21 protein-coding genes are annotated in these 24,001 nt (G+C 73.4%); 12 read left to right on the top strand and 9 right to left on the bottom strand.

Translation table 11 applies throughout. The annotated features are described in order from the left end of the window. Nucleotides 1-3: 3 nt before the first annotated feature. The 3 genes from hutH to LG395_RS30255 form a co-directional block, all read right to left on the bottom strand. Nucleotides 4-1,542 carry a histidine ammonia-lyase gene (gene hutH, locus LG395_RS30270; protein ID WP_225811911.1) on the bottom strand — a complete coding sequence of 513 codons (1,539 nt, stop codon included), beginning with the start codon at nt 1,540-1,542 and terminating at the stop codon, nt 4-6. Between the two features lie 88 nt (nt 1,543-1,630). Next, complete coding sequence (locus LG395_RS30265) at nt 1,631-2,773, bottom strand: GGDEF domain-containing protein (protein ID WP_171153345.1); 1,143 nt, start codon at nt 2,771-2,773, stop codon at nt 1,631-1,633. 516 nt (nt 2,774-3,289) lie between these two features. After that, nucleotides 3,290-4,084 carry an enoyl-CoA hydratase/isomerase family protein gene (locus tag LG395_RS30255; RefSeq protein ID WP_171153347.1) on the bottom strand — a complete coding sequence of 265 codons (795 nt, stop codon included), beginning with the start codon at nt 4,082-4,084 and terminating at the stop codon, nt 3,290-3,292. Nucleotides 4,085-4,236: 152 nt separating this feature from the next. On the opposite strand from LG395_RS30255, the gene LG395_RS41285 reads away from it, so the two are divergent. Then, nucleotides 4,237-4,863 (top strand): hypothetical protein, encoded by a 627-nt coding sequence (locus tag LG395_RS41285; protein ID WP_263983218.1) that lies wholly within the window; start codon nt 4,237-4,239, stop codon nt 4,861-4,863. 25 nt (nt 4,864-4,888) lie between these two features. Here LG395_RS41285 and LG395_RS30245 read toward each other — a convergent pair whose 3' ends face one another. Together LG395_RS30245 and LG395_RS30240 are read right to left on the bottom strand one after the other, a co-directional pair. Continuing rightward, on the bottom strand, nt 4,889-6,013 hold the full coding sequence (locus LG395_RS30245; RefSeq protein ID WP_171153349.1) for an adenylate/guanylate cyclase domain-containing protein: 1,125 nt from the start codon (nt 6,011-6,013) through the stop codon (nt 4,889-4,891). Between the two features lie 214 nt (nt 6,014-6,227). Next, the gene (locus LG395_RS30240) at nt 6,228-7,088 is read right to left on the bottom strand and encodes a biotin--[acetyl-CoA-carboxylase] ligase (protein ID WP_225811865.1); all 861 of its coding nucleotides are present in this window, start codon (nt 7,086-7,088) and stop codon (nt 6,228-6,230) included. 110 nt (nt 7,089-7,198) lie between these two features. Between LG395_RS30240 and LG395_RS30235 the strand changes: the two genes are divergently transcribed. From LG395_RS30235 to LG395_RS30225, 4 genes are all read left to right on the top strand, one after another. Continuing rightward, nucleotides 7,199-8,812 carry an acyl-CoA carboxylase subunit beta gene (locus LG395_RS30235; RefSeq protein WP_171153352.1) on the top strand — a complete coding sequence of 538 codons (1,614 nt, stop codon included), beginning with the start codon at nt 7,199-7,201 and terminating at the stop codon, nt 8,810-8,812. Nucleotides 8,813-8,864: 52 nt separating this feature from the next. Beyond that, nucleotides 8,865-9,074, top strand: a complete 210-nt coding sequence (locus tag LG395_RS30230; protein WP_171153354.1) for an acyl-CoA carboxylase epsilon subunit — start codon at nt 8,865-8,867, stop codon at nt 9,072-9,074. Nucleotides 9,075-9,157: 83 nt separating this feature from the next. Next, nucleotides 9,158-9,286 carry a morphogenic membrane protein MmpB gene (mmpB, locus tag LG395_RS41280; protein ID WP_263983217.1) on the top strand — a complete coding sequence of 43 codons (129 nt, stop codon included), beginning with the start codon at nt 9,158-9,160 and terminating at the stop codon, nt 9,284-9,286. Between the two features lie 32 nt (nt 9,287-9,318). Then, on the top strand, nt 9,319-9,936 hold the full coding sequence (locus tag LG395_RS30225; protein WP_171153355.1) for a Maf family protein: 618 nt from the start codon (nt 9,319-9,321) through the stop codon (nt 9,934-9,936). On the opposite strand, the gene LG395_RS30220 is transcribed toward LG395_RS30225, so the two are convergent. Continuing rightward, the gene (locus LG395_RS30220) at nt 9,908-10,477 is read right to left on the bottom strand and encodes a hypothetical protein (RefSeq protein ID WP_372463481.1); all 570 of its coding nucleotides are present in this window, start codon (nt 10,475-10,477) and stop codon (nt 9,908-9,910) included. The genes LG395_RS30225 and LG395_RS30220 overlap by 29 nt on opposite strands. 379 nt (nt 10,478-10,856) lie before the next feature. On the opposite strand from LG395_RS30220, the gene LG395_RS30215 reads away from it, so the two are divergent. Continuing rightward, a complete protein-coding gene (locus tag LG395_RS30215; protein WP_171153356.1) occupies nt 10,857-12,629 on the top strand; it encodes an acetyl/propionyl/methylcrotonyl-CoA carboxylase subunit alpha in 1,773 nt (590 codons plus the stop codon). A gap of 553 nt (nt 12,630-13,182) precedes the next feature. On the opposite strand, the gene LG395_RS30210 is transcribed toward LG395_RS30215, so the two are convergent. Together LG395_RS30210 and LG395_RS30205 are read right to left on the bottom strand one after the other, a co-directional pair. Continuing rightward, nucleotides 13,183-14,115, bottom strand: coding sequence for a DeoR/GlpR family DNA-binding transcription regulator (locus LG395_RS30210; protein ID WP_225811863.1), 933 nt, complete (start codon nt 14,113-14,115; stop codon nt 13,183-13,185). Nucleotides 14,116-14,281: 166 nt separating this feature from the next. After that, nucleotides 14,282-15,730: an NAD(P)H-quinone dehydrogenase gene (locus LG395_RS30205; RefSeq protein WP_171153357.1), complete on the bottom strand. Its 1,449-nt coding sequence runs from the start codon at nt 15,728-15,730 to the stop codon at nt 14,282-14,284. Between the two features lie 96 nt (nt 15,731-15,826). On the opposite strand from LG395_RS30205, the gene LG395_RS30200 reads away from it, so the two are divergent. The 3 genes from LG395_RS30200 (at nt 15,827) to LG395_RS30190 (ending at nt 19,496) form a co-directional block, all read left to right on the top strand. Further along, a complete protein-coding gene (locus LG395_RS30200; RefSeq protein ID WP_014674593.1) occupies nt 15,827-16,264 on the top strand; it encodes a gamma-glutamylcyclotransferase family protein in 438 nt (145 codons plus the stop codon). A 134-nt stretch (nt 16,265-16,398) separates the two neighbouring features. After that, nucleotides 16,399-17,223 carry a purine-nucleoside phosphorylase gene (locus tag LG395_RS30195; protein WP_171153358.1) on the top strand — a complete coding sequence of 275 codons (825 nt, stop codon included), beginning with the start codon at nt 16,399-16,401 and terminating at the stop codon, nt 17,221-17,223. Nucleotides 17,224-17,864: 641 nt separating this feature from the next. Beyond that, nucleotides 17,865-19,496 carry a phospho-sugar mutase gene (locus LG395_RS30190; RefSeq protein WP_225811862.1) on the top strand — a complete coding sequence of 544 codons (1,632 nt, stop codon included), beginning with the start codon at nt 17,865-17,867 and terminating at the stop codon, nt 19,494-19,496. Between the two features lie 350 nt (nt 19,497-19,846). Here the strand turns inward: LG395_RS30190 and LG395_RS30185 are convergent, their stop codons facing one another. Further along, nucleotides 19,847-20,548, bottom strand: coding sequence for a PH domain-containing protein (locus tag LG395_RS30185; RefSeq protein WP_225811861.1), 702 nt, complete (start codon nt 20,546-20,548; stop codon nt 19,847-19,849). A gap of 136 nt (nt 20,549-20,684) precedes the next feature. On the opposite strand from LG395_RS30185, the gene deoC reads away from it, so the two are divergent. The 3 genes from deoC to LG395_RS30170 are packed head-to-tail and all read left to right on the top strand — an operon-like array spanning nt 20,685 to nt 23,958. Next, nucleotides 20,685-21,644: a deoxyribose-phosphate aldolase gene (gene deoC, locus LG395_RS30180; RefSeq protein ID WP_225811910.1), complete on the top strand. Its 960-nt coding sequence runs from the start codon at nt 20,685-20,687 to the stop codon at nt 21,642-21,644. Between the two features lie 6 nt (nt 21,645-21,650). Beyond that, nucleotides 21,651-23,081, top strand: a complete 1,431-nt coding sequence (locus LG395_RS30175) for an aldehyde dehydrogenase family protein (RefSeq protein WP_225811860.1) — start codon at nt 21,651-21,653, stop codon at nt 23,079-23,081. Next, nucleotides 23,074-23,958, top strand: a complete 885-nt coding sequence (locus tag LG395_RS30170; RefSeq protein WP_171153364.1) for an aldehyde dehydrogenase family protein — start codon at nt 23,074-23,076, stop codon at nt 23,956-23,958. Before LG395_RS30175 ends, LG395_RS30170 begins: the two co-directional genes overlap by 8 nt. The last annotated feature ends 43 nt before the right edge of the window (nt 23,959-24,001 follow it).

The following is a 24,001-nucleotide window of genomic DNA, read 5'->3' as shown; positions in this document are numbered from 1 at the left end:
CGTTCACTGCAGCGGGCCGGTGACCTTCTCCACGGCCGTCACCAGATCGCCGCCGCGCACGAACGCGTCGGCGGCGGCCAGGTCGGGCGCCAGGAACCGGTCCGGGCCCGGACCCCGCACACCCGCGGCGCGTGCGGCCTCGATGACCTCCTGGGAGGCGGGCGCCGGGGTGAGGCCCTCGCGCAGCTCGATGGCGCGGGTGGCCGCGTACAGCTCGATGGCGATGACCCGGGTGAGGTTGTCCACGGCGGTGCGCAGCTTGCGCGCGGCCGACCAGCCCATGGAGACGTGGTCCTCCTGCATGGCGGAGGACGGGATGGAGTCCGCGGAGGCGGGGACGGCGAGCCGCTTCAGCTCGCTGACCAGCGCGGCCTGCGTGTACTGAGCAATCATCAGACCGGAGTCCACGCCGGCGTCGTCGGCGAGGAACGGCGGCAGGCCGTGGCTGCGGTTCTTGTCCAGCAGCCGGTCGGTGCGGCGCTCGGCGATGGAGCCGAGGTCGGCGGCGGCGATGGCGAGGAAGTCCAGGACGTAGGCGACCGGAGCGCCGTGGAAGTTGCCGTTGGACTCCACGCGGCCGTCGGGCAGGACGACGGGGTTGTCGACGGCGGAGGCCAGTTCCCGCTCGGCGACCAGGCGGGCGTGCGCGAGGGTGTCGCGGCCGGCGCCCGCGACCTGCGGGGCACAGCGCACCGAGTAGGCGTCCTGGACGCGGGGCGCGTCGTCCTGGTGGTGCCCGGTGAGCTGGGAGCCCTTGAGCACCGCGAGCATGTTGGCGGCGGAGGCGCCCTGGCCCGGATGGGGCCGGATGGCGTGCAGTTCGGGCGCGAGCACCTTGTCCGTCCCGAGCAGCGCCTCCAGGGTGAGGGCGGCGGTGACGTCGGCGGACTTGTAGAGGGTGTCGAGGTCGGCGAGGGCCATGATCAGCATGCCGAGCATGCCGTCGGTGCCGTTGAGGAGGGCGAGGCCCTCCTTCTCGCGCAGCTCGACGGGGGCGATCCCGTGCTCGGCGAGCAGCTCGCCGGCGGGCCGGACGGTGCCGTCGGGGCCCTCCGCCTCCCCCTCTCCCATGAGGGTGAGGGCACAGTGGGACAGCGGCGCCAGGTCGCCGGAGCAGCCGAGGGAGCCGTACTCGTGCACGACCGGGGTGATCCCGGCGTTCAGCACGTCGGCCATGGTCTGCGCGACCTCGGGCCGCACACCGGTGTGCCCGGAGCAGACGGTCTTCAGGCGCAGGAACATCAGGGCCCGTACGACCTCGCGCTCCACCCGGGGGCCCATGCCGGCGGCGTGCGAGCGGACGATGTTGCGCTGTAGCTGGGCGCGCAGTTCCTGGCTGATGTGCCGGGTCGCGAGGGCGCCGAAGCCGGTGGAGACGCCGTAGACCGGGTCGGGCTTGGCCGCGAGCGCGTCCACGATCTCCCGGGCCGCCGCGAGGGCCGCCACCGCCTCCGCCGACAGCTCGATGCGGGCACCGCCGCGCGCCACGGCGAGAACGTCGGACGCGGTGACGCCGGACGTCCCCACCACCACAGTGTGCATATCCATATTCAGGAGCGTACGCATTGAATGCCCCGGTGTCACTAGTGGGGACCGGGAGCACCCCTTACCGCGCGGTGTGGGCTTCGCCTCACGGCCGGCGTCCGCGGAAGCGGCGCCGTTCGGCCCGTGCGGGCGGTGGCGCGTCGGCCAGTCGCACCACCGGATCGTCCGGCCCCTCCCGGCCGGCCACCACCGGCCGGTCCAGGCGCAGCGCCTTCGCCCGGTACTGGGCCGCGTCCGCGAGCCGGAACAGCCGGCGCGCGTCCCGCACCTCGCCGATCGCGTCCTCGGTCGAGGCGACCCCGCAGGCGACGCCCTCCCCCGGCTGAAGCTCGCCGGCCCGCCTGCACAGCTCGTCGGCCGCCTTCACCACCTCGTCGGCGGGCGGCCCGACCGCGAGCAGACAGAACTCGTCCCCGCCGAGCCGCGCGGCCAGCGCGCCCGGCACCATCGCGCCGCACAGCGACAGCACCGAGCCGAAGCGTTCGAGGAGGCGGTCGCCGACGGCGTGCCCGAGGGTGTCGTTGACCCGCTTGAGCCCGTTGAGGTCGCAGACCACCAGGCTGACGACCACGCCCTGCGCGCGGTGCCGCTCCACGGCCTCCTCCAGGCGTACGTCGACGGCACGGCGGTTGGCCAGGCCGGTGAGCGCGTCGGTGAAAGCGAGCCGGCGGGCCTCCTCCAGCCGCTCGGTCTGCGCGATGCCCGCGGCGACGACGGCGGCGAGGACGGTCGCGAAGTCGGCGTCGCCGCGCGCGAAGAGGGGCTCGCCGACCGGCCGCGCCACGTACAGCTCGCCCCAGGCCCGGCCGTGCAGGACGACCGGGGCGACCACGCAGCAGCCGCGGCCCCGGCGGCGCAGGGCGGCGACGCGCTGGTGGAAGTAGCCGGGGGTGCCTTTCGCCGTGCCCTCGGCCGTCTCCACCCAGGCGTTGGGGCCCCCGCCGCCGGCCCACCGCTCGTGCAGGAACTCGGTGATCTCGGGGAACTGGTGCACCGGGTAGGTCTCGGCCTCCGGGAACTCCTCTTCGTCCGGCGCCCGGTCGCCCACGTTCACCAGGACCCGGAGCCGGCCCAGTTCGCGTTCCCACACCGACAGCGCGGCGAAGCTGCCGTCCAGCGCGTGGCAGGCGCCGCGGGCGGCGGCCCGCCAGCACTCCCGCGGGGTGTGCGCCGCCGCCATGCCCTGCGCCAGCGCCACGACTGCGGCCAGCCGCTTGTCCTCACCCATTACTCCAGGTTAGGGAGGAATGGGGGGTTTGGGGCTGTGGGTGCGGCGATCAGGTGGCGGGCCGTGCGCTCGCGCTCCGCGCGGTGCGGGTGAGGGCGGGCGGCTGGCGGCTCGGGGTGCGGAGAGTTGCCGGGCGCCGGTGTGTTGCCGCTGGCCGCGCGCGGCTACTGGGGCGGGGTCCCGGACCGTTGCCGGGGTGCCGGTGCGCCGTGGCCGCTCGCGCCGTTCCCCGCGCCCCTCCGGGCACCGGCCCCCGCACCATCGCCAGGCACCGGCGCGCCGTGGCCGCTCGCGCCGTCCCCGCGCCCCTCCGGGCACCGGCCCCCGCACCATCGCCAGGCACCGGCGCGCCGTGGCCGCTCGCGCCGTTCCCCGCGCCCCTCCGGGCACCGGCCCCCACACCATCGCCAGGCACCGGCGCGCCGTGGCCGCTCGCGCCGTTCCCCGCGCCCCTCCGGGCGCGGGCCCCGGACCGTTACCGGGTGCCGGAGGTCTCCGCGTGCCCTCGGGGCGCTGTCACTCTCCCGGCCACTGCGGCTTGCGCTTTTCGTTGAAGGCCGCCACTCCCTCCGCCCGGTCGCCCGAGAAGGCCACCGAGCGCCAGGCCGCGTCCTCCACCTCCAGCCCGGCCCGCAGGTCCAGCCCGTGCCCCAGGCGCAGCGCCCGCTTGGCCGCGCGCAGCCCGACCGGCGAGTTGCCGGCGATCCGCTCGGCCAGTGCCAGCGCCTCCTCGCGGTCCCGGCCGGGCTCCACCAGCCGGTCCACCAGGCCCAGCTCGGCCGCCTCCGCCGCCTCCACCCGCCGCGCCGAGAAGATCAGCTCCGCCGCGCGGGCCGCGCCGACCCGCCGGGGCAGCAGCTGGGTGCCGCCGCCGCCCGGGATCACGCCCACGGACACCTCCGGCAGCCCCACCACGGCGGTGCGGTCCGCCACGATCAGGTCGCAGGACAGCGCCAGCTCGAACCCGCCGCCCAGCGCGAAGCCGTGCACCGCCGCGATCGTCGGCACCGGCAGCTCCAGCACCCCGGTGTACGCTCCGCGGGCCACCGGCCGCTGCCGCACCAGGTCGGCGTCCGTGAAGGAGTTCCGCTCCTTCAGGTCCGCCCCCACGCAGAACGCCCGTTCGTGCGACGAGGTGAGGACGACCACCCGGGCGTCCCGGTCGGCCGAGAGCGCGGCGCAGGCGCCCGTGAGGGAGCGGGCCATCTCCGTGGAGACCGCGTTCATCGCCTTGGGCCGGTCCAGCACCAGCTCCGCGACGTGCCCGTGCCGCCGCACCAGCACGAACTCCCCGAACCGCTCCTCGCCCATGACACCCTCCGGTTAACGCGGGTTAACAGCCGTCGCCCTGATCATCGCAGCCGGGTCCCTTCCCGTGAAGTCCAGGGGGCTACACCCGTTCGAGTGACATCCCGGCCTTCTCGCCGCACACCGCCCACACGAGCGCATAGCGTGCGGGACCCATGACACCGATACCTGCACACTCCGGCGCCGAGCGGGAACGCGCGCCGGAGGGTACGCCGGGAGTACGGCGCGGCCGGCACCGCAAGCCCCGCCCGCGCAAGGTGCTGCTGGCCGCCGGCGGCCTCGCCCTGGCCGCGGGCGTGCTCAGCCTGGTACGGGCCGCTCCGGACGCGGGAGTCGGCGCGCCGGGCACCGCGGAGGCCGAGCCCAGGACCGGCCCGGGCGGGAGTCCCACGGACCGCTCCGCCGGCACCGCGGCCACCATCGCCGCCGCCCCGACCGCCCTGCCGTCGGCGACCTCGGCCATGGGCGGCAGGAGCCTCGTGCCGGTGCCCACCGCCTCCCCGGCCCGTACGGCGCCGGCCCCGGACCCGGCCGCGACCACGCCCGGCGGCAGCGCCGTACCCACCGCTCTGCCGAGCCGGACCCCGGGCCCGCCGAGCGGCACGTCCCGGCCGCCCGCGCCGACGACGTCCGCCCCGCGCCCGGCCCCGGCGACCCCCACACCGACCGCCACCCCCACCCCCACCCCCGGCCACGGCCCGGCGGACCCGGAGCCCCGCCCGGGCGGGGTGTGCGTGCCGGTGATCGGACTGTGCGTGGACATCGGCGACCGGCACGGCTAGCGGCTGCCCGGGCAGCGGCCGACGGCTACGGCCGGCCGTCGCGGCGGGTGAGCAGCCACGGCTCGACCACGCCGAGCCCGCGCACCGGGCGCTGCCACATCGGCTGGAGCGCGAAGCGGTACACCGGCGGGTCCTCGCCCTCCTTCTCGGCCGCCGCGGCGGCCTCCGCCGCCTCCGCCTCCGAGGCGGGCGCCTCCCCGCTGCGGATCAGTTCCTCGGCGAACGCGCTGTCCACGAGGACGGCGTCGCGCGGGGCTATCGAGGTCAGCCGGGAGGCCAGGTTCACCGTCGTACCGAACACGTCGCCCATGCGGGTGGTCACCGTGCCGAACGCCATGCCGACCCGCAGCTCGGGCATCGTCTCGTCGTTCGCCAGCGTCTCCACCAGCCGCAGCGCGATGTCCGCGGCCACACCGGCGTCGTCCGCCGCGTACAGCACCTCGTCGCCGAGGGTCTTGATGAGCCGGCCGCCGCGCGCCGCCACCAGGTCGGCGGCGGTCGTCTCGAACGCCTCGACCAGCTCGCCCAGCTCCTCCTCCTCCATGCGGCGGGTGAGCCGGGTGAAGCCGACGAGGTCGGCGAAGCCGACGGCGAGCCGCCGGTCGACCATCTCCTCGTCGTCGGCGGTCTGGACGACCCGGCCGGCCGACGCGGCGAGCTGGCGCCGCCAGACGTAGACGAGGAACTCCTCCAGCTCGGGCAGGAGCAGTTCGACGATCGGGTACGTCACCTCGGTGCGGGTCATCCCCGGTTCCGGGGGCTCGGTCAGGCCCTCCAGGAAGGAGTCGATCTGCCATTCCGCCAACCGGGCGGTGGTCTGCCCGGTGGACCGGGCCACCTGCACCGCCATTGCCTCGCTCAGCAGCCCCGCCTCCACCAGACCCGCGAGGCGGCGCAGGGCCAGCACGTCGGCCTCGGTGAGGGCCTTGGCCTGGCCGATGTCCGCGAAGCCCATCGCCCGCCAGAACCGGGACGCCAGCTCCATGGAGACGCCGGCGCTGCGGGCGGCCTGGAACGGGGTGTAGCGGCGCTCGGCGCCCAGGATGAGCTGTTCGAGACGCAGGGCCAGCGGGTCATCGCCGGTCTCGGGGGCGTGGGGGTCCACCCGGCCGTCCCCGCCAGCGCCGGAGCCCGTGTCGTCGACGGTCACGCCTGCTGCCCTTCCGATCTGCCGCGGTCAGGTATCGACCGGCCTCAACTCTACGGCAGGTGTGCGCCAGCTCACTCCGTCGGGCTGGGCCGACGGCACGCGTTCCCGGCACCGGTCGAGCGAACCGGCGTGGTCCGGCGGCGCGTGGCCGCCGCGTCCGGCTGCGGCTCCATCGTGGCTGGTCGCGCGGGCCCCCGCGCGTTGCCGAGGACCTCTACGCCGGCCGCAGGTGGACGATGTCGCCCGCTCCCACCGGCTCCTGCAGCCCGTTCTCCGTGGCGATGATCAGCCGCCCGTCGCCGTCCAGCGCCACGGCCTCCCCGACCACCGAGCGGTCGCCCGGCAGCTCCGCCCGCACCACCCGTCCGAGGGTCGCGCAGCCCGCGGTGTACGTCTCCTGGAGCCGGCTCGCCGAGGGATCGCCCCCCGCGGCCCGCCAGCGCCCGTACCAGTCCTCCAGCGACCGCAGCACCGCCCGCAGCAGCGGATCCCGGTCCGTGCCCAGCGCCCCGGCCAGGGCCAGGGAGCCCGCCTGCGGGACCGGCAGCTCGTCCGCCCTGAGGGTGACGTTGATGCCGACGCCGATGACGACGCCGTCGTCGCCGGCCCGCTCGGCGAGGATGCCCCCGGCCTTGCGTTCCTCCCCGCCCACGGTCACGAGCAGGTCGTTCGGCCACTTGAGCGCCGTGTCGACGCCCGCCGCCCGGGACAGCCCGGTCGCCACCGCCACGCCCGTCAGCAGCGGCAGCCATCCCCAGCGGGCCACCGGTACCTCGGTGGGCTTGAGCAGGACGGAGAAGAACAGGCCCGAGCGCGGCGGAGCCGTCCAGCGGCGGTCCAGCCGGCCCCGGCCCGTCGTCTGCTCCTCGGCCACCAGGACCGCGCCCTCGTCGGCGTCGCCTGCGGCGGCCAGGGCGACCAGGTCGGAGTTGGTGGAACCGGTCCGCTGCACCACCTCGATGTCGCAGTACAGGCCGTCCTGCCTGACCAGTCCGCGGCGCAGGGCGGCGCCGTTCAGGGGCGGACGGTCCAGGTCGGACCAGCGGTTGTCGTCTGATGGATTCTGCGGCGTCATGCAAGCCACCCTAGGTGTGGTAAACGACGCACTGCTGATCCGCAGGCCCGCCACTACTCTACGGATGAGTAACCGTCCCCCCTTTTGAGCAGGCAGGGAGCCGCATCCCGATGTCCGAGCCGGAAGAGCGTCACGAGGTCCAAGAGATCGACATCCACACGACCGCGGGGAAGCTCGCGGATCTCCAGCGCCGCATCCACGAGGCGACGCACGCCGGCTCCGAGCGCGCCGTCGAGAAGCAGCACGCCAAGGGCAAGCTGACGGCACGTGAGCGGATCGAACTACTGCTCGACGAAGGGTCGTTCGTCGAGCTGGACGAGTTCGCCCGGCACCGGTCCACCCACTTCGGGCTGGAGCGGAACCGCCCGTACGGGGACGGCGTCGTCACCGGCTACGGCACGGTCGACGGCCGCCCGGTCGCGGTCTTCTCGCAGGACTTCACCGTCTTCGGCGGCGCCCTCGGCGAGGTCTACGGCCAGAAGATCGTCAAGGTCATGGACTTCGCCCTGAAGACCGGCTGCCCGGTCATCGGGATCAACGACTCCGGCGGCGCCCGCATCCAGGAGGGGGTCGCCTCCCTGGGGGCGTACGGCGAGATCTTCCGGCGCAACACCCACGCCAGCGGTGTCATCCCGCAGATCTCGCTCGTCGTCGGGCCCTGCGCGGGCGGCGCGGTCTACTCCCCGGCCATCACGGACTTCACGGTCATGGTCGACCAGACCTCGCACATGTTCATCACCGGCCCCGACGTCATCAAGACCGTCACCGGCGAGGACGTCGGCTTCGAGGAGCTGGGCGGCGCCCGCACCCACAACACCGCCTCCGGCGTGGCCCACCACATGGCCGGGGACGAGAAGGACGCCATCGAGTACGTCAAGCAGTTGCTGTCGTACCTGCCGTCCAACAACCTCTCCGAGCCCCCGGCCTTCCCGGAGGAGGCGGACCTCTCCGTCAGCGACGAGGACCGCGAGCTGGACACCGTCGTACCGGACAGCGCCAACCAGCCGTACGACATGCACACGGTGATCGAGCACGTCCTGGACGACGCCGAGTTCTTCGAGACCCAGGCCCTGTTCGCGCCGAACATCCTCACCGGGTTCGGGCGGGTCGAGGGCCACCCGGTCGGCGTCGTCGCCAACCAGCCGATGCAGTTCGCCGGCTGCCTCGACATCACGGCGAGCGAGAAGGCCGCCCGTTTCGTGCGGACCTGCGACGCCTTCAACATCCCGGTGCTGACCTTCGTGGACGTGCCCGGCTTCCTGCCGGGCGTCGACCAGGAGCACGACGGCATCATCCGGCGCGGCGCCAAGCTGATCTACGCCTACGCCGAGGCCACCGTGCCGCTGATCACCGTCATCACCCGCAAGGCCTTCGGCGGCGCGTACGACGTCATGGGCTCCAAGCACCTGGGCGCCGACCTCAACCTGGCCTGGCCCACGGCCCAGATCGCCGTCATGGGCGCCCAGGGCGCGGTCAACATCCTGCACCGCCGCACGATCGCGGAGGCGGAGGCGAGCGGCGAGGACGCCGAGGCGGTGCGCGCCCGGCTGATCCAGGAGTACGAGGACACCCTCCTCAACCCCTACGTCGCGGCCGAGCGCGGCTACGTCGACGCGGTGATCATGCCGTCCGACACCCGCGCGCACATCGTCCGCGGGCTGCGTCAGCTGCGCACCAAGCGGGAATCCCTCCCTCCGAAGAAGCACGGCAACATCCCCCTCTAGGGTCCGAGATGCCCTAGGTCACCCGCCAAGCCTGCCGACCCCGGGAGCGGTCATGAACATCAAGGTCGTACGAGGCAATCCGACCCCGGAGGAGCTGGCCGCCGCACTGGCGGTGGTCCGCGCCCGCGCCGCGGCGGCGGCGACGACGCCGTCCGGCGCGGAGTCCCCGAGGGACGCGTGGTCCGACCCGTCCCGGATCGCGGCCCGCAGCGTCCCCCGCCCGGGCCCGGTCTCCTGGTCCCGCACCTACTGGCCGGCCTGAGCGGTTCCGGGCACCGCACCGGGGCGCCAACCTGAGTAGCAGTACTCAGGCGCGCTGCCCGGCCGAAGCCGCACGCTGGAGGGATGCTGTGGTCAGACCCGGAGAACGAGCCGCCGAAGGAACTGCGCGACGCGCAGAACATGCTTCGGCGGCTCGGGCTCCTGGTGGCCCTCGCCATGGTGCTGTTCATGATCGTCAGTGGACTGAGGTGAGCCGCGGCGCGCCCGCTGACTAACCTGACCGCATGACTGCCAAACCCCGCAGGCGACTCGTGCTCGCCTCCCAGTCCCCCGCCCGGCTGGCCCTGCTCCGGCAGGCCGGCCTCGCCCCCGAGGTGATCGTGAGCGGTGTCGACGAGGACGCCGTCACCGCGCCCACCCCGGCGGAACTGGCCCTCGCCCTCGCCGAGGCCAAGGCGAGCGTGGTGGCGGCGAAACCGGAGGTACACGGCGCCCTGGTGATCGGCTGCGACTCGGTGCTGGAGCTGGACGGGCACGCGCTCGGCAAGCCGGCCGACGCCGAGGAGGCCACCGCCCGCTGGAAGAACATGCGCGGGCGGGCCGGGGTCCTCCAGACGGGCCACTGCGTGTGGGACACGGAGGCCAAGCGGTACGTGTCGGCGACCGCGTCCACCGTCGTCCGCTTCGGTGAGCCCAGCGACGAGGAGATCACCGCCTACGTGGCCTCCGGGGAGCCGCTGCACGTCGCCGGCGCGTTCACCCTGGACGGCCGTTCGGCGCCGTTCATCGAGGGCATCGACGGCGACCACGGCAACGTGATCGGCATCAGCCTGCCCCTGCTCCGCAAGCTCCTCGCCGAACTGGGCGTGGGCATCACGGAGTTGTGGGCACCGGAGCGGTGAACCGGGCGGGGACCGTGTCCTGCGGCCCGTCGTCCCCGTCCTGCGGCTCGTCCGTACGGCTCAACGGCGCGCCCGCGCCGGCGGGGGCCGCGCCCGGTTCCGCCCGCGCGGCCGGTCCGGCGCCCTCACCGGGCGTGCCGCCGGGTGCCGCGTCCTCCGGGCCGCCCGCACGGTCGTACGTCATCAGGAGCAGCACGATCAGCGCCAGGACGACCACCATGAACAGGAACGCCGTCCAGCCCACCAGGCCCCAGGCGAACGCGCCGAGCAGGCCGTGCACCACGGCCGCGCTGATCAGCAGGACGCGGCCGAGACCCGCCGGGGCGCGGTCCCGTACCGCGACCAGCGCGGCCACCAGCGCGCACAGCGCGAAGTAGAGGCCGAAGACCACTCCGCCGATCTTCGACGACATCGACATCACGTCCGGGTCCAGACCGGCCAGGGACATGTCCTGGCGGTCGACGACCACTCCGAGGAACCAGTTGAGCGCGGCGATGAGAACGGCCTCCGCCAGGAGGACGACCGCCACGACCCCTGCCACCGGTCTGCGCACCACCGGTCCCCACCCACTCTCACACCAGCAGCCTGTTACCCCAGGTACGTTCGGGACAGCGCGAACGCTACTAACGGGTAAACCCAGGGACAAGGGTTCGGGCAGCAGCAAAGAATCATTGGGCCATTCGTAGGGACTCGACAAAGAATCCGAGTGGGCCGCAGCACGCCTTCACAGAGACCTTGGCCACATGACAGGGCTAGGGTTTTCCGCAGGAGTCCTGCGTACCGAGGTGCGACATGGGCTTTCGCGGGTCGAGCGGGCCTCGCATCACGCTCCGTGTGGGCAAGCTCACCACAGGGGACGGGTCGAAGTGCCGTGTCGGCAGTCCCTAAACTCGGCTTGTTTCAAGGAGGGAGCCTCAATCGTGCGCAAGGTGCTCATCGCCAACCGTGGCGAAATCGCTGTCCGCGTGGCCCGGGCCTGCCGGGACGCCGGGATCGCGAGCGTGGCCGTCTACGCCGACCCGGACCGGGACGCTCTGCATGTCCGCGCCGCGGATGAGGCGTTCGCTCTGGGCGGTGACACCCCGGCCACCAGTTACCTGGTCATCGAGAAGATCTTGAACGCGGCGCGCGAGTCCGGCGCGGACGCCGTCCACCCGGGGTACGGCTTCCTGTCGGAGAACGCCGAGTTCGCGCAGGCCGTGCTGGACGCCGGCCTGATCTGGATCGGCCCGCCGCCGCAGGCGATCCGCGACCTGGGCGACAAGGTCGCCGCCCGGCACATCGCCCAGCGCGCCGGCGCGCCGCTGGTCGCCGGCACGCCCGATCCGGTGAGCGGCGCCGAGGAGGTCGTGGCCTTCGCCCGGGAGCACGGCCTGCCGATCGCCATCAAGGCCGCCTTCGGTGGCGGTGGCCGCGGCCTGAAGGTGGCCCGCACCCTCGAAGAGGTCCCGGAGCTGTACGACTCCGCGGTGCGCGAGGCGGTCGCCGCCTTCGGCCGCGGCGAGTGCTTCGTCGAGCGCTACCTGGACCGTCCGCGCCACGTGGAGACCCAGTGCCTGGCCGACAAGCACGGCAACGTGGTCGTGGTCTCCACCCGTGACTGCTCCCTCCAGCGCCGCCACCAGAAGCTGGTCGAGGAGGCCCCGGCGCCGTTCCTGTCCGAGGAGCAGGTCGCCGAGCTGTACCGCGCGTCCAAGGCGATCCTGAAGGAGGCCGGCTACGAGGGCGCCGGCACCTGTGAGTTCCTGGTCGGCCAGGACGGCACGATCTCCTTCCTGGAGGTGAACACCCGCCTCCAGGTGGAGCACCCGGTGACCGAGGAGGTCGCCGGCATCGACCTGGTCCGCGAGATGTTCCGCATCGCCGACGGCGAGGAGCTCGGTTACGGCGATCCGGTACTGCGCGGTCACTCGTTCGAGTTCCGTATCAACGGCGAGGACCCGGGCCGCAACTTCCTCCCGGCCCCCGGCACGGTCACCCGGTTCGACCCGCCGTCCGGCCCCGGCGTCCGCCTGGACGCGGGCGTGGAGTCCGGCTCGGTCATCGGCCCGGCGTGGGACTCGCTGCTCGCCAAGCTGGTCGTGACCGGCCGTACCCGCAAGGAGGCCCTGGAGCGGGCCGCCCGCGCCCTGGACGAGTTCCAGGTCGAGGGCATGGCCACGGCGATCCCCTTCCACCGCGTGGTGGTGCGGGACCCGGCGTTCGCCCCCGAGCTGACCGGCTCCCAGGACCCCTTCACGGTCCACACCCGCTGGATCGAGACCGAGTTCGTCAACGAGATCAAGCCGTTCGCCGCGCCCGCCGACGCCGAGGCGGAGGAGGAGCTGGGCCGCGAGACGGTCGTCGTCGAGGTCGGCGGCAAGCGCCTGGAGGTCTCGCTGCCGTCGTCGCTGGGCATGAGCCTGGCCCGCACGGGCCTCGCGGCCGGCGCCAAGCCGAAGCGCCGCGCGGCGAAGAAGTCCGGCCCGGTCGCCTCCGGTGACACCCTCGCCTCGCCGATGCAGGGCACGATCGTGAAGATCGCCGTCGAGGAGGGCCAGGAGGTCAAGGAGGGCGACCTGGTCGTCGTCCTTGAGGCCATGAAGATGGAACAGCCCCTGAACGCCCACAAGGCGGGCACCGTCATGGGCCTGACCGCCGAGGTCGGCGCGTCCATCACGTCGGGCGCGGCGATCTGCGAGATCAAGGACTGAGGTCCGACCGCGAAACACCGAACCGGCCCCCGGCGGACACCGGGGGCCGGCCGCTTTCCGGGCGGCCCTAGCCTTCACGGTCGTCGCCGGCCTCGACGAGGGCCCCGCGCCGGGGGTCGGCCTCTTGGTGACCCCGTTGTACGGCCACACGGCGGCCCCGACGCCGGTGGTCACGGGTGGTCGTCTCGCTCGTCCCGGTCCCGGCCGTCGCCACGCGCGCGTGACCGCCACCGGCGGGTGGGCGGCGGCGGTGCGCGGCCCGGCCGGCCTCGGGCGGAGGACAGCGGGCAGGGGGCGCCTGGTGGTCTGGATGTCCCGCCGCCGAACGGCCTGTCGGCCGTCACGGGCGTGCCTCCCCTGCCGGGCCCGGACAGGCCGAGGACAGCGGGTTTGAGCGGGCCCAGAACAGCGGGCCTGAGCGGGCCCAGAACAGCGGGCCTGAGCGGGCCCAGAACAGCGGGCCTGAGCGGGCGCGGAACCGGTCCCGTCGAGCGGCCGTCGCGGACCCTCAGCCGCCCGACGCCTCCTCCCCGGAACGGGCGTCCGGGGGTTCTCAGCGCCTTCGCAGGTCGGCGACGCGTCCGCGTTCGGCCGCGGCCGACTCCCCCAGCCCCGCCCCCGAGCGGAGCGCCACGTGCCCCCTGCGCGGCCCCGGCAGTGGGGCGCGGCGGGTCGCCGGGACCTGTTCACCCCCCGGGTTCCCACTCGCCCCGGCGACCGCGATCTGCACGCCCTGGTCCGCGAGCGCCTGCAACTCCGTGGCGGCGCGGTCGTCGTGGGCCGGGGGCTCGTCGGTGACCAGCCGGGTGATGAGGTCCGTGGGCACGGTCTGGAACATGGTGTCCGTGCCGAGCTTGGTGTGGTCGGCGAGGACCACGACCTCCGCCGCGGCCTGGACGAGGGCCCGGTCGACGGATGCCGAGAGCATGTTGGAGGTGGACAGGCCGCGCTCGGCCGTCAGTCCGCTTCCGGAGAGGAAGGCCTTCGACACGCGCAGGCCCTGGAGGGACTGCTCCGCGCCGGAGCCGACGAGGGCGTAGTTGGAGCCGCGCAGGGTGCCGCCGGTCATCACGACCTCCACCCGGTTGGCATGGGCCAGCGCCTGTGCCACGAGGAGGGAGTTGGTGACGACCGTCAGGCCCGGCACGCGCGCGAGCCGGCGGGCCAGCTCCTGCGTGGTCGTACCGGCCCCGACCACGATCGCCTCGCCCTCTTCGACGAGGCCCGCGGCGAGGTCGGCGATGGCCGTCTTCTCGGCGGTCGCGAGATGGGATTTCTGCGGAAAGCCGGACTCTCGCGTGAACCCGCCCGGCAGTACCGCACCGCCGTGCCGGCGGTCGAGGAGTCCTTCTGCCTCCAGTGCCCGCACGTCCCGCCGTACGGTCACTTCGGAGGTCTGGACGACGCGGGCGAGCTCACGGAGCGACACGGCACCGTTCGCTCGCACCATTTCAAGGATCAATTGGCGACGTTCAGCAGCGAACACGAAACTGACAGTAACCCCAGCGACCGTCTGCTTTCAGCAGTTTGCGCCGAATAACAGAAGTTGTTCGCATGGCAGGGCGGGAAGTGGTATAGAACCCGCCCGCCCCGACTATGCCGACCGCACACGCCACAACACCCCCTGACCAGGGGGAAGCCGGCGAAGGCCGTCAGGCCTCCGCGCTCGCCTTGCGGGTGTGCAGCTGCCGCGCGACCTCCGCGATCGACCCCGAAAGGGAGGGGTACACCGTGAACGCGTTCGCGATCTGTTCGACCGTCAGATTGTTGTCGACGGCGATCGAGATGGGGTGGATCAGTTCCGAGGCGCGCGGTGCCACGACCACCCCGCCGACCACGATGCCCGTGCCCGGCCGGCAGAAGATCTTCACGAAGCCGTCCCGGATGCCCTGCATCTTGGCGCGCGGGTTGCGCAGCAGCGGCAGCTTGACGACCTTCGCGTCGATCTTCCCCGCGTCCACGTCCGCCTGGGTGTAACCGACGGTGGCGATCTCGGGGTCGGTGAAGACGTTGGACGAGACGGTCTTCAGGTTCAGCGGGGCCACCGCGTCGCCGAGGAAGTGGTACATGGCGATGCGTCCCTGCATGGCGGCGACGGACGCGAGCGCGAACACGCCGGTCACGTCACCGGCCGCGTAGACGCCGGGCGCGGTCGTCCGGGACACCTTGTCCGTCCAGATGTGACCCGAGTCGCGCAGCTTGACCCCGGCCTCCTCCAGGCCGAGGCCCGCGCTGTTCGGGATGGCGCCGACCGCCATCAGGCAGTGCGATCCGGTGATGACCCGCCCGTCGGCCAGCGTCACCTCGACCCGGTCGCCGACCCGCTTGGCGGACTGCGCGCGGGAGCGGGCCATGACGTTCATGCCACGGCGCCGGAAGACGTCCTCCAGGACGGCGGCGGCGTCCGGGTCCTCGCCCGGCAGCACGCGGTCGCGGGACGACACGAGCGTGACCTTCGACCCGAGGGCCTGGTAGGCGCCGGCGAACTCGGCACCGGTCACGCCCGACCCGACCACGATCAGCTCTTCGGGCAGCTCGGTGAGGTCGTAGACCTGGGTCCAGTTGAGGATGCGCTCGCCGTCGGGCCGGGCGTCGGGCAGCTCGCGCGGATGACCGCCGGTGGCGATGAGGACGGCGTCGGCGGTGAGCGTCTCCTCGGTGCCGTCGGCGGCGGTGACGACGACCTTGCGGGACCCGTCGAGGGCCTGCATGCCGTCCAGCCGGCCCCGCCCGCGCATGACGCGGGCGCCGGCCCGGGTGACGGAGGCGGTGATGTCGTGGGACTGGGCGAGCGCCAGCCGCTTCACCCGGCGGTTGACCTTCCCGAGGTCCACGCCGACCACCCGGGCCGCCTGCTCCAGCGGCGGGGTGTCGTCGGCGACGATGATGCCGAGCTCTTCGTACGACGAGTCGAAGGTCGTCATGACCTCGGCCGTAGCGATAAGGGTCTTCGACGGCACGCAGTCGGTCAGCACCGACGCTCCGCCCAGACCGTCGCAGTCGACGACGGTCACCTCCGCGCCGAGCTGAGCGGCCACCAGCGCCGCTTCGTATCCGCCGGGTCCGCCACCGATGATCACGATCCGAGTCACGTACTCCATTGTCCCGCACGCTTCAAGGTGCCACTGCCCGGGGGCGCCACCCGGTGGCTCCCGGGGCGCCCGGGGGACGCGGTGTGCCTGCCGTACCCTCTCCCCATGTCGCTCTATGCCGCGTACGCCGGCAACCTCGACGCGCGCCTGATGTCCCGCCGCGCCCCGCACTCCCCGCTGCGCGCCACCGGCTGGCTGAACGGCTGGCGGCTGACCTTCGGCGGCGAGCAGCTGGGCTGGGAGGGGGCGCTGGCGACGATCGTCGAGGACCCGTTGGCCGAGGTCTTCGTCGGCCTGTACGACATCGCACCCATGGACGAGGAGTCGCTCGACCGGTGGGAGGGCGTGGGCCTCGACATCTACCGCCGGGTACGCGTGCGCGTGCACACGCTGGACGGTGAGGAGCCGGCCTGGGCGTACGTCCTGAACGCGTACGAGGGCGGCCTGCCGTCGGCGCGCTACCTGGGCGAGATCGCCGACGCGGCGGAGTCGGCGGGGGCTCCGCACGACTACGTGATGGAGCTCCGCAAGCGCCCCTGCTGATCCTCCGGGCATCCCCTTTGCCGCGTCTTGCTCGATTTTTTCCGGCTGCTTGTTGAAAACGACAAGACAACGAAGGCAAACCCGTGGGCTCTGTCATCTACGCGCGTAGGCGAAGACCGGCTACCCTCTTCGGCGTGAACGCATCTCTTCTTCCGGACGACATCCAGGGCGACCCCTACGCGGCCGCCGACGCCGCCGCCGCGCGCCTGCGCGCCCTCACGGGCGCCGAGACCCACGACGTCGCCCTCGTGATGGGCTCCGGCTGGGCTCCGGCCGTCGACGCCCTCGGGGCGCCCGACGCCGAGTTCCAGGTCACCGAGCTGCCCGGCTTCCCGCCGCCGGCCGTCGAGGGCCACGGCGGCAAGATCCGCTCGTACTCCTCCGGTGACAAGCGCGCCCTGGTCTTCCTGGGCCGCACGCACTACTACGAGGGCCGCGGTGTGGCCGCGGTGGCGCACGGCGTCCGTACCGCCGTCGCGGCCGGCTGCAAGACCATCGTGCTGACCAACGGCTGCGGCGGTCTTCGCGAGGGCATGCGGCCCGGTCAGCCGGTGCTGATCAGCGACCACATCAACCTGACGGCGACGTCCCCGATCGTCGGCGCGAACTTCGTCGACCTGACGGACCTGTACTCGCCGCGCCTGCGCGCCCTGTGCAAGGAGATCGACCCCACGCTGGAGGAGGGCGTCTACGCCCAGTTCCCCGGCCCGCACTACGAGACCCCGGCCGAGATCCGCATGGCCCGCGTCATCGGCGCGGACCTGGTCGGCATGTCCACGGTGCTGGAGGCGATCGCCGCCCGCGAGGCCGGCGCCGAGGTGCTCGGCATCTCCCTGGTCACCAACCTGGCCGCGGGCATGACCGGCGAACCCCTCAACCACGAGGAGGTCCTCCAGGCCGGCCGCGACTCGGCGGCCCGCATGGGCGAACTGCTGGCACGGGTACTGGGCAGGATCTGACGAGACGCCGCGCTCGGCTCCGACCGGGCCGCCGTGCCGACCGGAACGGGACGGAGCACCGCGCCTGGCTTCGAGCGGGGCGACGGGCCCGGCTCCGGGCCGGGGGCGGGCTTGGCTCCGGGCCGGCCCGGCTCTCGGCGGGGGCGGCGTGCCGGCCGGCTCGGGGCTCGGCGCCGGGCCTGGCCCTGCACGGGTCACCGGGCTCGGCCCTGGGCGGGCGTAGGGCTTCGGTTTCCCGCGCAGCCCCGGCCGGCTTCGGGCGGGACACTGGGCTCGGCCCTGGCCTGGACGGGGACGGCGTGCCGACTCGCTCGGTGCGAAGCACCGCGCTCGGCTGGGCGGAGCGCCGGGCCCGGCTCCGGATGGAGCCGCTGGGCTCGGCCCCGTGCAGAGCCGCTGGGCCCGGCCCTGGTGGCCGTGGTGCTGCGGGCGGCTCTCGGGAGTGCGGCGGCCGGGGCAGGCGCGGGACCGCGAGCCGCCGGAAGGCGGACCGCCGTGCGGCCGGCGGCTCGCAACGGACGCGGTACCGCACGCGGCCGTGCGCGGTGCGTGGCCCCGAGCGGCGAGCGATGCGGCAGGGTGGGGGCCGGGGGCGGAGCCCCCGGTTGGACGAGGCAAACACAGGAGAGGTTGATCCCAAGGTGCACGACGATCTCATCGCCCGGGCCAAGGCCTGGCTCGCCGAGGACCCGGACCAGGAGACCCGCGACGAACTGGCCGCGCTGCTCGACGCCGGTGCCGTCGAGGAGCTGTCGGCCCGCTTCTCCGGCACACTCCAGTTCGGCACCGCCGGCCTGCGCGGCGAGCTGGGCGCCGGCCCGATGCGCATGAACCGCAGCGTCGTCATCCGCGCCGCCGCGGGTCTCGCCGCGTACCTGAAGAAGAACGGCCACCCCGGTGGACTCGTCGTCATCGGCTACGACGCCCGCCACAAGTCCGCCGACTTCGCCCGGGACACCGCCGCCGTGATGACCGGCGCCGGCCTGCGCGCGGCCGTACTCCCCCGCCCGCTGCCCACCCCCGTGCTGGCCTTCGCGATAAGGCACCTCGGCGCGGTCGCGGGCGTCGAGGTCACCGCCAGCCACAACCCGCCCCGCGACAACGGCTACAAGGTCTACCTGGGCGACGGCTCCCAGATCGTCCCGCCCGCCGACGCGGAGATCGCCGCCGAGATCGACGCGATCGCCTCCCTGCACGACGTACCGCGTCCGGAGAGCGGCTGGGAGACCCTGGACGAGTCGGTCCTGGATGCCTACCTCGCCCGGACGGACGCCGTACTGGACCCCGCGTCCCCCCGTACCGCCCGCACGGTCTACACGGCGATGCACGGCGTCGGCCGGGACGTCCTGCTGGCCGCGTTCGCCCGCGCCGGCTTCCCCGAGCCGGTGCTGGTCGCCGAGCAGGCCGACCCGGACCCGGACTTCCCGACGGTCGCCTTCCCGAACCCGGAGGAGCCGGGCGCGATGGACCTGGCGTTCGCGCGGGCCCGCGCCACCGACCCGGACCTGGTGATCGCCAACGACCCCGACGCGGACCGCTGCGCGGTGGCCGTGAAGGACGGCGGCGACTGGCGGATGCTGCGCGGTGACGAGGTCGGCGCCCTGCTCGCCGCCCATCTGGTCCGCCGTGGCGCCCGGGGCACCTTCGCCGAGTCGATCGTCTCCTCCTCCCTGCTCGGCCGGATCGCGCAGAAGGCGGGGCTGCCGTACGAGGAGACGCTGACCGGCTTCAAGTGGATCGCCCGTGTCGACGGCCTGCGCTATGGCTACGAGGAGGCCCTCGGCTACTGCGTGGACCCGGAGGGCGTGCGCGACAAGGACGGCATCACCGCCGCGCTGCTGGTCACCGAGCTGGCGTCCGTGCTGAAGGAGGAGGGCCGCACCCTCCTCGACCTGCTCGACGACCTGGCCGTGGAGCACGGCCTGCACGCCACCGACCAGCTGTCGGTGCGCGTCCAGGACCTGTCGCTGATCGCGGACGCGATGCGCCGTCTGCGCGGGCAGCCGCCGACCGATCTCGCGGGGCTGCCCGTGGTCCGCGCCGAGGACCTGAGCCGGGGCACGGAGAAGCTGCCGCCCACGGACGGCCTTCGCTACACGCTCGACGGCGCCCGGGTCATCGTCCGTCCCAGCGGCACCGAGCCGAAGCTGAAGTGCTACCTGGAGGTCGTCGTACCGGTCGCGGCGCACGCGGACCTGCCGGCCGCCCGAGCCCGCGGGGCGGAGCTGCTGGCGGCCGTCAAGCGCGACCTGTCGGCGGCTGCCGGCATCTGAGGATCCGGGGCCCTGCTGTCCGTCCGCACGACGGGAACAGCGGGGCCGCCGGCCGGCCCGCCGCGAGCACCAGCGCCCGGCGCCACCGCGGCGGACGGCCCCCGCCGGCACGTCCCACGGGAAACCCGGCACCCGCAGCCGGCACACGCCGGCACTCGCCCTGGGCCGCAACGGCGAACCGCCCCGCCACCCGCGCGGGCACCCGGCCCGGCAGCGCACCGACGGCCTCGCTTCAGCCCGCCCGCGCCGTGGCCCCAGCCCCCGAAGCAGTGCGGGCAACCCCGAGGGCTCCCTCGGTGCCGTGGCCCCAGCCCCCCCCGAAGCGGTGCGGGCAGCCCCCGAGGCGTCGGTCAGCCCACCGCCAGCAGGATCGCCAGCAGTACCGCTCCGGCGACCGCGGGCGCGGCCACCTCGTAGGCCCAGCGCACGGTGATCTCGCCCTGTGCCGACTCGGCCTGTCCGCGCCGTTCCAGCATCTCGCCCAGGTCGGCCATGATCTGGTCGGTCTCCGCCCGGGCCGGCCCCGTGTCCGGGCCGCGCACGCTGAACCCGCCGAAGCCGAGGCCGCTCGGTGCGAGCGTCCCGTCCCGGCCGCCCCGGGCCGTGCCGCGGGCCGCGTCCGCCGCCGCCCGCTGCTGCCGGCGGACCGCCTTCTTGCGGGCCCGCAGCGAGACGGGGACCGCCCACAGCTGGTACTTGGCGCCGGACTTGGCGAGGACCTCGTTGGAGTACCCGGAGCGCAGGCCGGCGACCTCGCCCCAGGGCAGGGTGATCACCCGGAACGGGTTGCGCACGCGCAGCCGGTCCTCGCCCGCGAACACCGCCGGGCGGAGCGTGAAGGCGAGGACCAGCGGCACGATCAGGATCATCCCGGCCAGCGCCAGCCACGGGGTCCGGCCGTGGCCCTTGAACAGGGCGTCGAAGCCCAGCCAGAGGACGACCAGGAGCAGCAGCGTGCCGCCCGCCAGCGCGAGGGGCGAGCGGTAGACGCGGTCCTTGGCGGCGGGCGCCGGCGGCTGTGACGCGGGTGACGGGTGGTCCGGGGTGGTCATGGCCCCGATTCTGCACGACGCCGTCCGCGGCGCGGCCACGCGGCCGTGAACCGGCGCTCATCCGTGATGTCGGCCTCGGGGACGGGCACGGGGGGTGTACAGCCGCTACGCGCGTAGATATGCTCGTCTGGTGACCATGCCCACTACCGCACCCACAGCTCGCGCTCTCGGTGACGTCACCGCGTCCGACAGCACGCTGCGCCGCTTCCTCCACGGGCTGCCCGGCGTCGACGCGGTCGGCCTGGAGGCGCGCGCCGCGTCCCTCGGCACCCGTTCCATCAAGACCACCGCGAAGGCGTACGCCATCGACCTCGCCATCTCGATGGTCGACCTGACGACGCTGGAAGGCGCGGACACCCCGGGCAAGGTCCGGGCGCTCGGCGCCAAGGCGGTCCATCCGGACCCCACGGACCGCACCACCCCGACGACGGCCGCGGTCTGCGTCTACCCCGACATGGTGGCCGTCGCCAAGGAGGCCGTCGCCGGCTCCGGCGTCAAGGTCGCCTCGGTGGCCACCGCCTTCCCGGCCGGCCGTGCAGCGCTCGACGTGAAGCTGGCCGACGTCCGTGAGGCCGTCGCCGCCGGCGCCGACGAGATCGACATGGTCATCGACCGGGGCGCGTTCCTCGCCGGCCGGTACCTGAAGGTGTTCGACGAGATCGTCGCCGTGAAGGAGGCCTGCGGGACGAACGCCCGGCTGAAGGTCATCTTCGAGACCGGCGAGCTGTCGACGTACGACAACATCCGCCGCGCCTCCTGGCTCGGCATGCTGGCCGGCGCCGACTTCATCAAGACGTCGACGGGCAAGGTCGCCGTCAACGCCACGCCCGCGAACACCCTCCTCATGCTGGAGGCGGTCCGCGACTTCCGGGCCCAGACCGGCGTCCAGGTCGGTGTGAAGCCGGCCGGCGGCATCCGCACCAGCAAGGACGCGATCAAGTTCCTGGTCCTGGTCAACGAGACCGCGGGCGAGGACTGGCTGGACAACCACTGGTTCCGCTTCGGCGCCTCCTCGCTCCTGAACGACCTGCTGATGCAGCGCCAGAAGCTGGCCACCGGCCGCTACTCCGGTCCCGACTACGTGACGGTGGACTGATCCCCCATGGCATTCGAGTACGCACCCGCCCCCGAGTCCCGCGCGATCGTCGACATCGCGCCCTCGTACGGCCTGTTCATCGACGGCGAGTTCACCGAGGCGGCCGACGGCAAGGTCTTCAAGACGGTGTCGCCGTCGACGGAGGAGGTCCTGGCCGAGGTCGCCCGGGCCGGCGCCGAGGACGTCGACCGTGCCGTCAGGGCCGCCCGCAAGGCGTTCGAGAAGTGGTCCGCGCTGCCCGGCTCCGAGCGCGCCAAGTACCTGTTCCGCATCGCCCGGATCGTCCAGGAGCGCAGCCGTGAGCTGGCCGTCCTGGAGACGCTGGACAACGGCAAGCCGATCAGGGAGACCCGCGACGCGGACCTCCCGCTGGTCGCCGCGCACTTCTTCTACTACGCGGGCTGGGCCGACAAGCTCGGCCACGCCGGGTTCGGCCCGGACCCGAAGCCGCTGGGCGTGGCCGGCCAGGTCATCCCGTGGAACTTCCCGCTGCTGATGCTGGCGTGGAAGATCGCCCCGGCCCTCGCGACCGGAAACACGGTCGTGCTGAAGCCCGCCGAGACGACGCCGCTGTCCGCCCTGTTCTTCGCGGACGTCTGCCGCCAGGCCGGCCTGCCCAAGGGTGTCGTCAACATCCTTCCGGGCTACGGCGACGCGGGCGCCGCGCTGGTCGCGCACCCCGACGTGAACAAGGTCGCCTTCACCGGCTCCACGGCCGTCGGCAAGGAGATCGCCCGCACGGTCGCCGGCACCCGCAAGAAGCTCACCCTCGAACTGGGCGGCAAGGGCGCGAACATCGTCTTCGACGACGCGCCGATCGACCAGGCCGTCGAGGGCATCGTGAGCGGCATCTTCTTCAACCAGGGCCAGGTCTGCTGCGCGGGCTCCCGCCTGCTGGTCCAGGAGTCGATCCAGGACGAGCTGCTGGACTCCCTCAAGCGCCGCCTGTCCACGCTCCGCCTCGGCGACCCGCTGGACAAGAACACCGACATCGGCGCGATCAACTCCGCCGAGCAGCTGGCCCGGATCACCGCGCTGGCCGAGCAGGGCGAGGCGGAGGGCGCGGAACGCTGGTCGCCGGCCTGTGAACTGCCCTCGTCCGGATACTGGTTCGCCCCGACGCTGTTCACGAACGTCACCCAGGCGCACACCATCGCCCGTGACGAGATCTTCGGCCCGGTGCTGTCGGTCCTCACCTTCCGTACGCCCGACGAGGCCGTCGCCAAGGCCAACAACACCCAGTACGGCCTCTCGGCCGGCATCTGGACCGAGAAGGGCTCGCGCATCCTGGCCGTCGCGAACAAGCTGCGCGCCGGTGTCGTCTGGTCCAACACGTTCAACAAGTTCGACCCGACCTCGCCGTTCGGCGGTTACAAGGAGTCGGGCTTCGGCCGCGAGGGCGGCCGCCACGGCCTGGAGGCGTACCTCGATGTCTGACCGACTCAGTGTGTTCAAGACCTACAAGCTGTACGTCGGCGGGAAGTTCCCGCGTTCCGAGAGCGGCCGGGTGTACGAGGTGCAGGACTCGAAGGGCAACTGGCTGGCCAACGCTCCGCTGTCCTCGCGCAAGGACGCCCGCGACGCGGTGGTCGCCGCGCGCAAGGCGTTCGGCGGCTGGTCCGGCGCGACCGCCTACAACCGCGGCCAGGTCCTCTACCGCGTCGCGGAGATGCTGGAGGGCCGCAGGGAGCAGTTCGTCCGGGAGGTCGCGGACGCCGAGGGCCTGTCGAAGTCGAAGGCGGCGTCCGTCGTGGACGCGACGATCGACCGCTGGGTCTGGTACGCGGGCTGGACCGACAAGATCGCCCAGGTGACCGGCGGCGCCAACCCGGTCGCGGGCCCGTACTTCAACCTCTCCTCCCCGGAGCCGACCGGCGTGGTCGCCGTCCTGGCCCCGCAGGAGTCGTCCTTCCTCGGCCTGGTGTCGGTCGTGGCCCCGGTGATCGCCACCGGCAACACGGCGGTCGTGATCGCCTCCGAGAAGGCTCCGCTGCCGGCCCTGTCCCTGGGTGAGGTGCTGGCCACCTCCGACGTGCCGGGCGGTGTCGTCAACGTCCTGTCCGGCCGTACGGCGGAGATCGCCGCGCCGCTGGCCGCGCACCAGGACGTCAACGCGATCGACCTGGCGGGCGCGGACGAGGACCTGGCGAAGGAGCTGGAGATCGCGGCGGCCGACAACCTGAAGCGGGTGCTCCGTCCACAGGCTGTGGATTACTTCGAGACGCCGGGGACCGAGCGGTTGACGGCGTTCCTGGAGACCAAGACGGTGTGGCACCCGACCGGGGCGCTGGGGGCGTCGGGGTCCTCCTACTGACGGACCTCCGGCGGGGAACCGCCGTCGTTCGCCGGCCGCGGGC

The organism is Streptomyces spinosus (assembly GCF_020400655.1).
Lineage (GTDB): Bacteria > Actinomycetota > Actinomycetes > Streptomycetales > Streptomycetaceae > Streptomyces > Streptomyces argyrophylli.
This window is presented reverse-complemented; position numbering and strand designations above follow the sequence as displayed.

Bases quoted from the DNA above. Each gene is read 5' to 3' on its own strand.
- LG395_RS30265 (WP_171153345.1), bottom strand. From the start codon at position 2,773: ATGGGTGAGGACAAGCGGCTGGCCGCAGTCGTGGCGCTGGCGCAGGGC.
- LG395_RS30185 (WP_225811861.1), bottom strand. From the start codon at position 20,548: ATGACCACCCCGGACCACCCGTCACCCGCGTCACAGCCGCCGGCGCCC.
- hutH (WP_225811911.1), bottom strand. From the start codon at position 1,542: ATGCACACTGTGGTGGTGGGGACGTCCGGCGTCACCGCGTCCGACGTT.
- LG395_RS41285 (WP_263983218.1), top strand. From the start codon at position 4,237: ATGACACCGATACCTGCACACTCCGGCGCCGAGCGGGAACGCGCGCCG.
- LG395_RS30240 (WP_225811865.1), bottom strand. From the start codon at position 7,088: ATGACGCCGCAGAATCCATCAGACGACAACCGCTGGTCCGACCTGGAC.
- LG395_RS30230 (WP_171153354.1), top strand. From the start codon at position 8,865: ATGAACATCAAGGTCGTACGAGGCAATCCGACCCCGGAGGAGCTGGCC.
- LG395_RS30170 (WP_171153364.1), top strand. From the start codon at position 23,074: ATGTCTGACCGACTCAGTGTGTTCAAGACCTACAAGCTGTACGTCGGC.
- LG395_RS30200 (WP_014674593.1), top strand. From the start codon at position 15,827: ATGTCGCTCTATGCCGCGTACGCCGGCAACCTCGACGCGCGCCTGATG.
- LG395_RS30225 (WP_171153355.1), top strand. From the start codon at position 9,319: ATGACTGCCAAACCCCGCAGGCGACTCGTGCTCGCCTCCCAGTCCCCC.
- LG395_RS30235 (WP_171153352.1), top strand. From the start codon at position 7,199: ATGTCCGAGCCGGAAGAGCGTCACGAGGTCCAAGAGATCGACATCCAC.
- LG395_RS30175 (WP_225811860.1), top strand. From the start codon at position 21,651: ATGGCATTCGAGTACGCACCCGCCCCCGAGTCCCGCGCGATCGTCGAC.
- LG395_RS30255 (WP_171153347.1), bottom strand. From the start codon at position 4,084: ATGGGCGAGGAGCGGTTCGGGGAGTTCGTGCTGGTGCGGCGGCACGGG.
- mmpB (WP_263983217.1), top strand. From the start codon at position 9,158: ATGCTGTGGTCAGACCCGGAGAACGAGCCGCCGAAGGAACTGCGCGAC.
- deoC (WP_225811910.1), top strand. From the start codon at position 20,685: ATGCCCACTACCGCACCCACAGCTCGCGCTCTCGGTGACGTCACCGCG.
- LG395_RS30205 (WP_171153357.1), bottom strand. From the start codon at position 15,730: ATGGAGTACGTGACTCGGATCGTGATCATCGGTGGCGGACCCGGCGGA.